A 12,734-nucleotide genomic window follows, 5' to 3' on the forward strand; every position below is an offset into this window, starting at 1 on the left:
CACCACGCTCAGTCGCCGAACTAGCGCGCCGAACTAAGCCACCACGCTAACGCGCCATGTCGATGCGCTGATCACTGACCTGCGTGGCGTAGCGGGCGTCGTGACAGGTCCACAGCACTGTCGGCGCGGCTTGACTGGCCTGCGTGCTCGCCGGGCTCTGCGGGCTCGCGGGGCTCTGCGGGCCCCGCCCGATCAGCCGCGCATACTCGCCGTCGACATAGCGGCGCAGCAGCTCCGCCAGCTCGCCATAGCCCGGCGTGTCTAACCCCACCGTCGGCTCATCCAGCATCACCAGGTCGGCACCGCGCACCATCGCGGCCGCGACCAGCACGATCCGCCGTTTCGCCGCGGGCACGTCCAGCGGGTGCGTGTCCGCCCACTGCCCCAGTCCGGCAAAATCGATCACCGCAGTGGCCAGTTCCTCCCCCGCCCCGATGGCCAGTTCCTCGGCGACTGTGCGGGCGGTTATCGCCTGGTCCATCTGCGTCGGCGCCCAGCCCTTCGATCCCTCGGCCAGCAGGGTGCCGCGGTACTTCAGCAGACCCAGCGCCCCCAGGAAAAAGGTCGTCTTGCCGCACCCGTTCGGTCCGGCCAGGTGCACTATCTGCCCTGCGGGTACCTCCAGGTTTATGGGTCCGACGCCACCTCGGCGGAAAACCACCTCCCGCGCCAGCAGGGCCGTCCCCGCGCTCCCCTGAGTTGCAGCCTGCGAGGCCACCGAACCGGCCGAAGGCTTCGGCGCAGGGGAAGGTTCCAGGGCGCCGTCGGCTAGTAGTCGCTGGTGCGAGGGGGCGTCATCACTCAAGGCCGAACCCGAACGATCGTAAACGGTGACGGGACCGGGGAAGTCCGCGATGGCGCGGCGCAGCGTCTCCACGGCGGTGGCGTCCAAACCGTCGAGGGGGCAATCGAGCACCAACGCTTCAGGCCGGGCCAGCAGAGCGGCGGCGATAGCTACGCGGCGGGTCTGGCCGGTGGATAAGGTGGCGGGGTTCTGCTCTGCCTGGCCCTCCAGACCCCACAGGCGCAGCGCGGCCGCCACGCGATCCTGCATCTCTGCCTGCGGCACGCCGCGCTGTTCCATGGGGAAGGCGAGCTCTTCGGCGACCGTGTTGCGCAGCAGGGAAATGTGCGCGCTGGCCTCGTTGCCAACCCACGCAGCGCCCGTCTTTTCAGCGTGTGCCCAGGCGTGTTCGGACAGCCCGGCGCCGCTGTCTCCCCAGATGTAGGTACTCAAAGGCATTGTTCGGGTGGGTCTTTCTAGTCGCTTGGCTCATGCGGGTGCTCAGTGGTGCTGGTGCTTACTTGCGCTCCTAGCACTGCTAGTGCACTGCCCACCAGCATCCCACCACCAAGGCGGCGATAGCCAACAGGCGGACTGCCCAGTCCACTGCGGTATCTGGGACGGGGCGCAGCACGGTGCGCGGGCCGGGCTCGCCGATCCCGGTGCGCTGCAGCGGGCGGGCGCGGGTGGCGGCATCGTCCACCATGCCGACGATCAGCGGCAACACCATGCGACACTTCGCCCGCACGGTCGTCACGTCCACTCCCCGGGAGGCGCGGACCTGCTGAATCGTCTGCCAACGGGCGCGGGCCAGCGGCAGCAGCCGGGCGGTCGCGCCAATGACGTACACCAGCTTGGCAGGCAGGCGGGGCTGCACGGTGCGCATCAGCTGGTCGAGGTTCACGAAGCTGCCGATGGTCAGGCCGATCGTGGTGGCAGCTAGGAAGCGGCTGCCCAGGGACAGGGCAATCTGCAGCCCGTCGCGGGTAATGATCCACCAGCCGGGCTCCTGGCCAAAGGGGGCATACATCAAACCAAAGCCCACGAAGGCCGGCAGCCCTAAGAGGTTGGCTGCAAGGAAGGGACGACGGGGCGTCGAAAAGAAAAGAGCCACAACGGCACACAGAACCCACGCGATAGCGGACACGGCGAGGCTATCGGCGACGAGGACGAAGATCACCCCGCTGATAGCGAGGGTCAGGTAAGTCAGTGGGTTCATGTGGAAATGGGGCTAGTCCGCCGTCGGGGCGAAAGTGCGGCGAGTGCGCTGGGGCAGCGCACGAATGACCAGGTAGATGACGGTGAACACGATCAGCTTATCAACAGGGTCGGACGTCCAGGACTGCAGGAACACGGCCGTCATCGGGTCGAAGCCCAGGGAGCGGTAGGCAGTGACCAGCAGACCCGTGCCCGTGCCCGCGGTGCCGCCGAAGATGAAGGAGGCGATGGGGGCGGACAGCAGGGCCGTCAGGAAGCCCACCACCAGGGCGGACAGGGCGATCTTCCAATACGCTCCGGTCCACCAGTTGCGCAGCAGGCCGGCGCAGACTCCGACGAAGGCATAAGCGGCAGCGAAGCCTACAACAGTGGGGTTAAACGTGCCCCACACCAGGGCGGACAGCACGCCGGTGACCAGCCCCGCCCAGGGGCCGGCAAGGGCACCGACCAGCACCGTGCCGATCGAATCTAGGTACAGCGGCAGCGGCAGACCCATGTTGCCGATGACGTGCCCCAGCACCACGTTGATCGCCAGCGCGACCGGCAGCAGCGCCAGGGTGCGCACGGGAAGGCGAGGGATCACGGCGATGAGCGCCAGGATGGCGGGGACGACGAAGCCGACGAGGGCGATAGTGGAGCTCTTGGAATCAGCGAGGGACTCGTAGTTCGAGTCGCTAGGCTGCCAAATGACGAGGGTCAGCCAGGTGGCGACAATGATAATCGCGGCTAGACCGAGCAGTACGTAACTTGCTGTGCGTGACAGGGGGCGCATGGGGGGAATCCTCTACGTCGATGGCCTGTGCGCAACGTCTATGTCACCTCGACGTTTCGCCCATGTGGCCAGTGGTTTTGATGTTTGTCTAATGCTTACAGATGGCGGCTTGGTTACACAAATCGGGCGACTCACAGGTGACCAATTTTCGTGATCTAGTTGACAGACTAAGCTGTCTATTCTTAAATGGTTGAGCAAGCGACCCGCGCACCGCGGCGGCTACTACAGCCTGCCGCACAACCGCGCCTTCTGGAGCCCCGGGAAAGGCAGCACCGCGTGGGAACCGCACTGGCTTACCCCCTTCAGAGGTAGCCGCGAACTGGAAAAACAGAAGTGCAGACTGCACAAGCACAAGCACAGAAAGACAGGACAGACGATGACTTTCAACGCAACCGTCGCCGGGGTACCGCGCATCGGACCCGACCGCGAGCTCAAGAAGGCTCTAGAGGGCTACTGGCGCGATAACTCCACCGGCCGCAACCTAGCGACCACTGCAACTCGCCTGGTCAACGACTACACCGACGAGCTGCTAGCCGCTGGCCTGGATTCCGCCGCGTTCTCTGGCCGCTCCTTCTACGACGCTGTGCTGGATACCACCGCCCTGCTAGGCCTGCTGCCCGAGCGCGTTGCCGACATCGCCGACCACGACAACGACGGCCTGCCGCGCTTCATCGACCGCTACTTCGCCGCCGCCCGCGGCACCAAGGACCTGCCGGCCTCCGCAATGACGAAGTGGTTCGACACGAACTACCACTACATCGTCCCGGAGCTCGCCAAGGATTCCCGCGTAGAGCTGGACGATTCCGCATTCCTCGAGGACATCCGCGACCAGGTCACCCGCGCCGGCGAGGCCGTCCGCCCCGTGCTGGTTGGCCCGCTGACGTACCTGGCGCTGTCTCGTACCGTCGATGGTTCTGATGCCTTCACTCACCTCGAGGAAATTTTTGACGCCTACTCCCGCCTGCTCAAGCGCATCGCAGACCGCGGCGTGAAGTGGGTACAGTTCGACGAGCCGATCCTGGTCACCGACTTCGCTTACGCTGATGCGGCCGCCAACGAGGATCTGCTGAAGCGCACCCGCGCTGGCTACGAGAAGCTGGCTGAGGTGGCAGGTGCTGGTGCTGAGGGCGTCCAGCTCCTTATCCAGACCTACTTCGGCGACGGCAACGCCGCGATCGAGCTGCTGGGTGGCTCCGGTGTGGCTGCCTTCGGCGTGGACCTGGTCACCGGTGGCGCTGCCGCTGCCGAGCTGCCCGCGTGGACCGGCAAGGAGCTGCTGGCAGCCGGTGTTGTGGATGGCCACAACGTCTGGCGCACCGACCTAGACGCAGCGCTGAATACCCTGCAGGGGCTGAAGGAGCGCGGCCCGGTTGCTGTCTCCACGAGCTGCTCCCTGCTGCACGTGCCTTACTCCCTGGAGCGCGAGCAGAACCTGAACGCCGAGGTGCAGAAGTGGCTGGCTTTCGGCTCCGAGAAGATCCGCGAGGTCGCAGCCCTGTCCCGCACCCTGCGCGGCGAGCAGACCGAGGCCGACGAACAGCTGTTCGCCGAGACCCGCGCGGCCATCGAGGACCGCAAGAACTCCACCCTGACCCACAACGCAGCCGTGCGTGAGCGCCAGGATGCTGTGACCGACGCTGACCGTCGCCGCGATTCCATCGAGGCCCGCCGCGAGGCACAGAAGGCAGAGCTGAACCTGCCGCCGCTGCCGACCACTACCATCGGTTCCTTCCCGCAGACCGCGGAGATCCGCCAGGCGCGTGCGAAGCACCGCAAGGGTGAGATCGACGACGCAGCCTACACCCAGGCGATGAAGGACGAGGTCGCGGACGTTATCAAGCGCCAAGAAGAGCTGGGCCTGGACGTGCTGGTGCACGGCGAGCCGGAGCGCAACGACATGGTGCAGTACTTCTCCGAGCAGCTGGATGGCTACCTGTCCACCGAGTACGCGTGGGTGCAGTCCTACGGCTCCCGCTGTGTGCGCCCGCCGATCATCTTCGGTGACGTTTCCCGTCCGCACGCCATGACCGTCGACTGGTACAAGGTTGCCGCCGACCTGACCGACAAGCCGGTCAAGGGCATGCTGACCGGCCCGGTGACCATGCTGGCCTGGTCCTTCGTGCGCGACGATCAGCCGCTGGGCGAGACCGCCGACCAGGTTGCGCTGGCACTGCGCGACGAGATTGACGATCTGATCGCCGCTGGCGCCCGCGTGGTGCAGGTGGACGAGCCCGCCATCCGCGAGCTACTGCCGCTGCGCAAGGAGCAGCAGCCGGACTACCTGGAATGGGCGGTTGGCTCCTTCCGCCTGGCTACCTCTGGCGCGGAGAACAAGGTTCAGATCCACACGCACATGTGCTACTCCGAGTTCAACGAGCTGATCGACACGGTCTCCAACCTGGACGCCGACGTGACCTCCATCGAGGCCGCCCGCAACGGCATGCAGGTTCTGGCCGCGCTAAAGGACGAGGGCTACGAGCTGGGAGTTGGCCCGGGCGTGTGGGACATCCACTCCCCGCGTGTGCCGAAGCAGGAGGAAGTCGACGAGCTACTGACCGCCGCCTTGGGTTCCGTGGATCCCTCTCTACTGTGGGTCAACCCGGACTGCGGCCTGAAGACCCGCGGCTGGGAAGAGACCACTGCTTCCCTGGAGGTACTGGTCGCGGCTGCCAAGAAGGCTCGCGCGCACGTCTAGCCTGGGGTGCTGGCTGGGCTTTTGCAGACCAGCCCACACTAAACCTAGGCACCTGAGCTGGGCTTTTGCAGACCAGCTCGCACCTAACTGGGTTTACCAGGGGTGAATAGTCCCGGGGAGGGACAGAAAGTCCCCTCCCCGGGGCTAAATGTCGTTAGAACGGGATTCTGCAAGCCCCAGATCCGGAGCCCCAAAAACAAAAACGCCCTGACCTGCACCTTTATATAGTTGACAACCATACCCGTTAACGGATTCCCGTTTTAGCGACATTTGGCCCAGCAGAGCCCCCGCCAGATCCCCGAATCAGCGCCTTCAACTCCCAACTCAGCCACCGCAGCCTCCTCGCAGCCTCAGCGCTACCCAAACACAACCCGCTCGAACTCTGCGAACACGTCCAGCGGGTCCAACCCCTGGAGGATCTTCGCGTTCGCCGGCTTTTGCCAGTACCCGCCGTCCCAGTCGACCAGCGTCGCACCCCGCGTCAGCGCAGATTCCACCTCGACTTCGACGGCCCCGGCGCGCACCGAAAACGGCACCCGCCCCAGCATCACCATCGCGGCGGCAAGGTCATGTATCTGCGCGCAATACCCCACCCCTACTGTCTGGTGAAACTCAAAGTAGAAGCGCAGCGCCTCGGAAAGCAGGTGCTTTAACTGCTTTCTTGTTGACGCCACCTCCTCCCCCTCCGAACCTTCCAGCCAACGTTCAAGCCGATCGGGGTACAAAAGCACTGTCTCGGTGACGTTAAGGGGGCACAAGGTTGGCAGGCCGGCCGAACCCTGCGCCTGGCGCCGCTGCGAACGCTGCGCCAGCCGCTCCAGCGAGTATCCGAGCGCATGCGGATCCACCCAAGCGTTCCACTCCGCCAGCGGAGTAGTGTTCCCTGGATAGTTAAAAGCCCCGGTCATGAGGCAAACCTCAGTACCGTCCAACACATCGGGGCAGTGCTCCAGCGCCCACGCAAGGTTCGTAGCTGGCCCCGCAATCAGGAGGTAATCGGCGCCCTCCCAGCTGGCCACAGCCTCTTCGGCATTCGGTGCATAGTCGGCGGGGTCCGCACTGGTGATGTAGTGGCCAAGTCCTGTGGGGCCGTGCGTCTCCGGGGTGGTCACCAGCTCCACGCTCACGGGCTGGGCCGCGCCTGCGACGACTGGCACGTCCACTCCGCACGCAGCCAGTACATCCGCGCTGTTCGTGGCTGCTTGCGCTGCGCCGCAGTTGCCGGCGCTCGTTGTGACGCCAAGTTCGATCCGCCCCGAAGCATGCAGATGAGCTAAATAGGTCAGAGCCAGGGCATCATCGATGCCAGTATCCACATCCGCGACTACTTTCACCCGGTTCGCCGGGTTGCCTGTGGCGTTCACCTGTTTCGCTGGGTTGGCCGGGTTGGCTGGGTTGGCTGGGTTGGCTGGGGCGCTCACTGGGTTCGCGGGCGCGGTCGGTGAGTCAATTGTATCTGCCGAGTGTGAGGTCATGATGCCAATCATGCCAATCCAACGATTCGCGCGGCACCCAAGCACTCAACCAGCGCTGAAAACAACCCGGCGCGAAAAATCTTTAGCGGTAGCGGCGGAGTCGGCGGGCGCCGGATGGGTCGGGGTAATCCAGGTGAGCATGCTCGTTGAAGCTCAGCAACTGCGCTGCAGTGTCAGCGACGGTGTCAGTGCCGGCAGCGCCCGCGGCTGGGCCCGAAGCAGCTGCGCCGCGGGTGCTGAACACACTCACCGAAGAAGTAAAAATGTTGTTGATCATGTGCGTCCAGTCGGCGCCGATCAGCGCAGCGGCACACATGGAGATCGGGCCGGCGGAGGTGACAACCACGACTGATCCGTGTTGGGCGGCGAGGAAGGTGGCGTCCGAAAATCCTTGCCTTACCTGCGCAGCGAAGGAGGCGAACCCCGGGGTTGAGCGCCACTCCCGTAGGGCCGCATCGATGGCCTGGCCGAGCAGACGGTTGTGCTCCTTCATCCCGCCTGCGACCTGTCCTGAACCTTGCTCTGGACCTTGCTCTGAACCTTGGCCTGCGTGCCCTGCGCGCGCGGTGGCGTATGCGCTCCGGATCTGCGCGAGCTCGTCAGGATGGGCGCGGAAATAGGGTGCGAGCACGGCATCCGAGCTGAACTCTCGCCACTCTTCGACCGTCTCTACGGGCTGCGGATCCAAGCCAGCTGCGACCATCTCGGCGTGGATCTCCCCAGCCGTACTGAGCTGTCGACCCAGCGGGCCGGAAAGAATGATGGGGCGCTCGCCACTGCTGCTGCTGCCACTGCCACTGCTGCTGCCGCTGCCGATCCGCTCCGCCAGCGCGCGCCCCGTCACCCGCGCCTGTTCGTGCCCCAGTTCAGTGAGCTGATCGTACGTCGCCTCCATCTCCCCCTCCGCGACATTGTCGGTGTGCAGCCCACCGGAATTCGCCTGACCGTGGCGAACCAGATAGAGAATCCCCATTGCTACCGCTCCCAAAACAAACTCGCAAAAACCTGGTGACGTGAAAATCGAGCTTATAACATGTCGTACATGCCACACGGGACAAACCGAGCCACTCGCAAGACCGGCCTCACCCCACGCGCCCGAGAGCGACGAGCAACCATCCTCAACGCGGCGCGCGAAGTTTTCGTGCGCGATGGCTACCACGAAGCGAAGCTCACCCAGATCGCCCGCGAGGCACATTGTTCCGTCGGCACGCTCTACACCTACTTCGAAGACAGGGATGACCTCCTGGCCGCGGTGCTGAACCAGGTGGAGGAGGAAATGCGTGGTAGCGGTGGAAAACACCTCAACTTCCACAGCGCCTCCGCGGTTCGTCGTTCCATCACGGAGGTCAACCGTCAGTACCTGACCACCTTCCAGCGCAACGCCCGCGAAATGGCGCTGATGGATCAGGTAGCACAGATCGATCCGAATTTTCGGGAGCAACGACGCCAACGCGCCCGCCGCTTTGTGGATCGGAACACTCGCATGATTGAGCAGCTGCAGCAGAACGGGGTTATCCCCGTCGCCGAGGATCCAGAGATGCTCGCCGCTTCCCTGTCCGGCATGGTCAGCCGTTTGGCGTACAGCATGTTCGTTGAGAAGTATTTCGGGGAGCCCAACCAGCGGACGCTCGACCGCGTTCTGGCTACCGCCAACAAGGTCTGGTTCACAGCGCTCGGGATCTAGTGCGCTGAACAGGTAAAACGCCACAACTTTTCCACGTTTTCCCCGAACGCCATTTATTGAATCAGATTTCATTTTATGATTGGGATCACACCGACACCCGACACTCGAGCACCCCGAAGGATCCCCCTCATGAGTTCTTACGATTTCACCGGGCTCACCGCCATCGTCACCGGCGGCACCCGCGGCATCGGCCACGCCACCGCACTGAAGCTTGCAGCCAGCGGAGCGAACGTGGTCATCACCGGACGCAAGCCAGAAACAGTCACCCCCGCCGCCGAAGAGCTGCAGGCCGAGGCACAGAAGCTCAACCCCAATGCCGGCCGCGTACTGGGAATCGCCGCGCACGTAGCCGACCCAGAGGCAGCGAAGATGGCCTGCGCCAAGGCCGTTGAAGAGTTCGGCCGACTCGACGTCCTCATCAACAACGCCGGCACGAACCCCGCCTTCGGCCCAGTGCACAAGCAGTCCGCGGACATCATGGCGAAGGTGTTCCAGATCAACACCATCGGCCCGGTCATCTGGACCAGCGCCGCGATCGAGGCAGGCCTCGGCAAGGCCGCCCGCGATGGCGCCGACGGCAGCCCCGGCACCACTGACGGCCCCGCAGGCGCGGTCGTGAACGTCTCCAGCATCGGCGCACTGACCATGGAGGACTACATCGGCGTGTACAACGCCTCCAAGGCCGCCCTGTTGCACTTGTCCAAGCAGATGGCGCGCGAACTGGCTCCACGCATCCGCGTGAACAGCATCTCCCCCGGCGTGGTGCGCACCAAGCTCTCGGAGGCGCTATGGAAGGAAAACGAAGACTCCACCTCCACCCTCATCCCCGCCGGGCGCATCGGCGAACCAGAGGACATCGCAGACGCCATCGCATTCCTTGCCGCACCGACCAGCTCCTGGCTGACCGGCGAAAACCTCGTGGTCGACGGCGGAATGCTCGTCGGCAACAAGACGATCGACGTCACCACACCCGGACAATCCAACTCCGCTGACACGCCGGCCGGCGGACGATCTGGCGTCGAAAGGTAACAAACAGTGGACTTCCAACACAGCGAACGATCCCTGGAATACCAGGGCAAGCTCACCGAGTTCATGGACGAATGCGTCTACCCGGCGGAGGCGGTGTACGAACAGCAGATGCGCGAATCGGGCGACCCGCACCACTTCCCCGCCGTCCTCGCGGAGCTGAAGAACGAGGCGAAAATGCGTGGCCTGTGGAACCTCTTCCACCCTCACCTTGGCGCTGGCGGCGCGGACGCAGCAACCACCGGCGGCGATAGCAACCGCCCCGGCCTGACCAACGCCGAATACGCACCCCTCGCAGAGATCATGGGCCGGTCCATCCACCTCGCCCCCGAGGCCTGCAACTGCAGCGCCCCCGACACGGGCAACATGGAGGTCTTCGAGCTTTACGGCACCGACGAGCACCGGGAGAAGTACCTGGAACCCCTACTCAGCGGCGAAATCCGCTCTGCCTTCGCCATGACGGAACCCGGGGTTGCTTCTAGCGACGCCACCAACGTCCGCATGAGCATGGAACGCACAGACGGCGGCTACGTACTCAACGGCCGCAAGTGGTTCACTTCCAACGGCATGCACCCGCACCTCAAGGTCATGATCGTGATGGGCAAGACCAGCCCGGATGCGGAGATCCACCGCCAGCAGTCCATGCTCGCCGTCCCGGCGGACGCCCCCGGCGTGACCATCGTGCGGAACCTGCCGGTGTTCGGCTACCACGACCGCGAGCGGCAGGCGCTGGCCTACTGGCACGTCCTAGGTCTGTGGAAGGTGGCGATCATCGTCGAGGGCGTGGTCCGCCGAGTGATGAACAACCCCTCCAACCAGGCGATTTCCGGAGCTCCGACCCAGGAGATGGTGGAGTGGATCGTCAACCAGGCGGCCATCACCGCCCGCGAGTACGGTTTTTAGTCCACCATCAGGGACTCGTCATCGCTGGCCAGCAACCGGCCAGCGTTCTTGCCGAGCATGAGCGTGTAAATCTGCTCGATGTGGATCAGTACCGCCATCTTCGGCGGGTTATGCCCCATCTCCTCGGCGTACTTCACCGCTGCATCCCACACCGGCCCTTCGTGGAATAGCTCCGCGGGGCCGATGAACCGGTACCCATCCAGCTCTGCCCAATCCACGACCGCGACAGCGGCCTTCGATCCAGCCCGGAGGTTTTCCAGGTGTTGCCGGCCGGTGTTTTCGTTGTAGATCAGCGTCTCGTCATCCCACACGCGCAGGCTGCGCTTCGGACCGATGTCCGGCAGCAGCGTCTCGCCGTCGGTCACAGTTGCCAGGTACGGCAGCTGTGCATCAATCATGTCTTTCATTTCTTGGGTTAGCTTCGCCATGAGCTCTGTCCTTTCTTTTTCTGGTTTTCTCTGGCGGTTTTTCCGCACCGCGCTGTCGGTCGCGCGATGTGAAGTTGGCTACACCGCGCACTCTACACAAAAGTTCAAGTCATTGTTGTTGTAAAGTTCGTATTATTGAACTTTGGACGCCACCTTCCCGTGGCCGGCTACCCCAGCCAACAACACGACCAACTACCCAAGCCGTAAAGGACCTCTCCCCCAATGCAACCAACCGCGGTCTCGCAGCCGCGCATCGTCTACTTCTCCTCAGCCTCCGAAAACACCCGACGATTCGTCGACAAGTTGGACATTCCCGCCCGCCGCATCCCCTTGCGGCGCAAGGAGCCGGAGCTCATCGTTGACGAGCCCTATGTGCTCATCACCCCCACCTATGGCGGAGGTGACCCGCGGAAGGCGGTGCCCAGGCAAGTCATCAACTTCCTCAACGATCCGCATAACCGCTCCCTCATCAGGGGTGTGATCACCAGCGGAAACAGGAACTTCGGCACAGCCTACTGCTGCGCCGGACCAACCATCGCCGCCAAGTGCCGGGTGCCGGAGCTCTATCGCTTTGAGCTACTCGGCACAGCCCGCGATGTTGCCCGTGTTCGGGAAGGCATCCGGGAGTTCTGGAATCGGACTGGCGGGGAGATGTGGCGTCCATAAGACAGAGCAAGAGAACACGAGCAAGAAGACACGATCGAGAAGAATCAGAAAGGAAACAATGAGCTACCTCACGCGCTCCCAAACCCCACCCCAATGGCCACACGACCCCGCCCGGCCACTGCGGCCGGTGAATTGGAACCGGCTGGACGACCAAAAGGATCTGGAGATCTGGCAGCGGCTGACCAGCAACTTCTGGCTGCCGGAAAAAGTACCGCTGTCCAACGACCTGCCGACCTGGAACGCACTGACGGACGCAGAACGCGAGCTGACCACCAAGGTATTCACCGGGCTCACACTGCTGGATACTGTGCAGGCGACCGTTGGCGAGATCAGCCAGATCCCGGATGCCCGCACCGAACACGAACAAGCGGTCTACGCCAACATCGCCTTTATGCAGGCCGTTCACGCGCGCAGCTACAGCAGTGTGTTCAGCACGATGTGCAGCAGCGAGGAAATCAACGCCGCCTATACCTGGGCTGTTGACAACCCCGCGCTGCAGCGCCGAGCGACGGCCGTAATGCAGCACTACTACGGGGACGATCCGCTTAAGCGGAAGGTCGCCGCCACGCTACTGTCCTCCCTGCTGCTTTACGCCGGGTTCTACCTACCGCTGTGGTTTAGCTGCCGTGGCACGCTGATGAATACAGCCGACATGATCCGACTGATCCTGCGGGACAAGGCCGTCCACGGGTACTACTCGGGATACAAGTTCCAGCGGGGGCTGGAGGCCCACCCGGAGCGCACGGCAGAGCTCGAGGAGTTCACGTTCGCGCTAGTGGAGGAGCTGCTAGAGCTGGAGAAGGAGTATTCCGGAGACCTGTACGGCGGAACCCTACCCGGCGAGAAATCGCTGATCGACGGCGTGATGGCGTTCGTGCACTACAACGCGGATAAGGCGCTGATGAATCTGGGGTATCCGCCGCAGTACGAAGACGAAGCAGCGAAAACGGAGCCGGAAATCATCGCCGCCCTGGCGCCGGATTCCAACGAGACGCACGACTTCTTTAGCGGCTCCGGATCCTCCTACGTGATCGGGCGGGCGGAGTCGACGGAGGAGGACGACTGGGATTTCTAGCGGCGCTA

Annotated in this window: 11 protein-coding genes and 1 pseudogene; 6 read left to right on the top strand and 6 right to left on the bottom strand. The window is 63.9% G+C overall.

Annotation, left to right across the window (positions count from 1 at the left end; all coding sequences use genetic code 11):
* Positions 1 to 46: 46 nt before the first annotated feature.
* The 3 genes from CRD15_RS02745 to CRD15_RS02755 form a co-directional block, all read right to left on the bottom strand.
* On the bottom strand, positions 47 to 1,243 hold the full coding sequence (locus CRD15_RS02745) for an ATP-binding cassette domain-containing protein (RefSeq protein ID WP_043014719.1): 1,197 nt from the start codon (positions 1,241 to 1,243) through the stop codon (positions 47 to 49).
* A gap of 79 nt (positions 1,244 to 1,322) precedes the next feature.
* Positions 1,323 to 2,003: an energy-coupling factor transporter transmembrane protein EcfT gene (locus CRD15_RS02750; protein ID WP_034969255.1), complete on the bottom strand. Its 681-nt coding sequence runs from the start codon at positions 2,001 to 2,003 to the stop codon at positions 1,323 to 1,325.
* 12 nt (positions 2,004 to 2,015) lie between these two features.
* Complete coding sequence (locus CRD15_RS02755) at positions 2,016 to 2,765, bottom strand: ECF transporter S component (protein WP_187401908.1); 750 nt, start codon at positions 2,763 to 2,765, stop codon at positions 2,016 to 2,018.
* 385 nt (positions 2,766 to 3,150) lie between these two features.
* Between CRD15_RS02755 and metE the strand changes: the two genes are divergently transcribed.
* Positions 3,151 to 5,469, top strand: coding sequence for a 5-methyltetrahydropteroyltriglutamate--homocysteine S-methyltransferase (metE, locus tag CRD15_RS02760; RefSeq protein WP_187401840.1), 2,319 nt, complete (start codon positions 3,151 to 3,153; stop codon positions 5,467 to 5,469).
* A 356-nt stretch (positions 5,470 to 5,825) separates the two neighbouring features.
* Here metE and CRD15_RS02765 read toward each other — a convergent pair whose 3' ends face one another.
* Together CRD15_RS02765 and CRD15_RS02770 are read right to left on the bottom strand one after the other, a co-directional pair.
* On the bottom strand, positions 5,826 to 6,944 hold the full coding sequence (locus CRD15_RS02765) for a nucleoside hydrolase (protein ID WP_187401841.1): 1,119 nt from the start codon (positions 6,942 to 6,944) through the stop codon (positions 5,826 to 5,828).
* Positions 6,945 to 7,026: 82 nt separating this feature from the next.
* The gene (locus CRD15_RS02770; protein ID WP_187401842.1) at positions 7,027 to 7,917 is read right to left on the bottom strand and encodes a histidine phosphatase family protein; all 891 of its coding nucleotides are present in this window, start codon (positions 7,915 to 7,917) and stop codon (positions 7,027 to 7,029) included.
* A gap of 69 nt (positions 7,918 to 7,986) precedes the next feature.
* Between CRD15_RS02770 and CRD15_RS02775 the strand changes: the two genes are divergently transcribed.
* From CRD15_RS02775 to CRD15_RS02785, 3 genes and pseudogenes are all read left to right on the top strand, one after another.
* On the top strand, positions 7,987 to 8,628 hold the full coding sequence (locus CRD15_RS02775) for a TetR/AcrR family transcriptional regulator (protein ID WP_034971683.1): 642 nt from the start codon (positions 7,987 to 7,989) through the stop codon (positions 8,626 to 8,628).
* Between the two features lie 129 nt (positions 8,629 to 8,757).
* The gene (locus CRD15_RS02780; protein WP_187401843.1) at positions 8,758 to 9,657 is read left to right on the top strand and encodes an SDR family oxidoreductase; all 900 of its coding nucleotides are present in this window, start codon (positions 8,758 to 8,760) and stop codon (positions 9,655 to 9,657) included.
* A 6-nt stretch (positions 9,658 to 9,663) separates the two neighbouring features.
* Positions 9,664 to 10,383 (top strand): annotated as a pseudogene (locus tag CRD15_RS02785) (acyl-CoA dehydrogenase family protein); the annotation flags it as partial.
* Between the two features lie 170 nt (positions 10,384 to 10,553).
* Here the strand turns inward: CRD15_RS02785 and CRD15_RS02790 are convergent.
* Positions 10,554 to 10,985, bottom strand: coding sequence for a pyridoxamine 5'-phosphate oxidase family protein (locus CRD15_RS02790; RefSeq protein ID WP_034969277.1), 432 nt, complete (start codon positions 10,983 to 10,985; stop codon positions 10,554 to 10,556).
* A gap of 222 nt (positions 10,986 to 11,207) precedes the next feature.
* Between CRD15_RS02790 and nrdI the strand changes: the two genes are divergently transcribed.
* Positions 11,208 to 11,651: a class Ib ribonucleoside-diphosphate reductase assembly flavoprotein NrdI gene (gene nrdI, locus CRD15_RS02795; protein ID WP_034969281.1), complete on the top strand. Its 444-nt coding sequence runs from the start codon at positions 11,208 to 11,210 to the stop codon at positions 11,649 to 11,651.
* 58 nt (positions 11,652 to 11,709) lie between these two features.
* Positions 11,710 to 12,726: a class 1b ribonucleoside-diphosphate reductase subunit beta gene (gene nrdF / locus CRD15_RS02800; RefSeq protein ID WP_051894216.1), complete on the top strand. Its 1,017-nt coding sequence runs from the start codon at positions 11,710 to 11,712 to the stop codon at positions 12,724 to 12,726.
* Positions 12,727 to 12,734: the final 8 nt, after the last annotated feature.

Source organism: Corynebacterium sp. LK28, from assembly GCF_014335105.1.
In the GTDB taxonomy this organism is placed as follows: domain Bacteria; phylum Actinomycetota; class Actinomycetes; order Mycobacteriales; family Mycobacteriaceae; genus Corynebacterium; species Corynebacterium macclintockiae.

What these genes read in the sequence shown, in the direction of transcription:
- CRD15_RS02745 (WP_043014719.1), bottom strand. Translation starts at nt 1,243, where the DNA reads ATGCCTTTGAGTACCTACATCTGGGGAGACAGCGGCGCCGGGCTGTCC.
- CRD15_RS02750 (WP_034969255.1), bottom strand. Translation starts at nt 2,003, where the DNA reads ATGAACCCACTGACTTACCTGACCCTCGCTATCAGCGGGGTGATCTTC.
- metE (WP_187401840.1), top strand. Translation starts at nt 3,151, where the DNA reads ATGACTTTCAACGCAACCGTCGCCGGGGTACCGCGCATCGGACCCGAC.
- CRD15_RS02765 (WP_187401841.1), bottom strand. Translation starts at nt 6,944, where the DNA reads ATGACCTCACACTCGGCAGATACAATTGACTCACCGACCGCGCCCGCG.
- CRD15_RS02770 (WP_187401842.1), bottom strand. Translation starts at nt 7,917, where the DNA reads ATGGGGATTCTCTATCTGGTTCGCCACGGTCAGGCGAATTCCGGTGGG.
- CRD15_RS02775 (WP_034971683.1), top strand. Translation starts at nt 7,987, where the DNA reads ATGCCACACGGGACAAACCGAGCCACTCGCAAGACCGGCCTCACCCCA.
- CRD15_RS02780 (WP_187401843.1), top strand. Translation starts at nt 8,758, where the DNA reads ATGAGTTCTTACGATTTCACCGGGCTCACCGCCATCGTCACCGGCGGC.
- CRD15_RS02790 (WP_034969277.1), bottom strand. Translation starts at nt 10,985, where the DNA reads ATGGCGAAGCTAACCCAAGAAATGAAAGACATGATTGATGCACAGCTG.
- nrdI (WP_034969281.1), top strand. Translation starts at nt 11,208, where the DNA reads ATGCAACCAACCGCGGTCTCGCAGCCGCGCATCGTCTACTTCTCCTCA.
- nrdF (WP_051894216.1), top strand. Translation starts at nt 11,710, where the DNA reads ATGAGCTACCTCACGCGCTCCCAAACCCCACCCCAATGGCCACACGAC.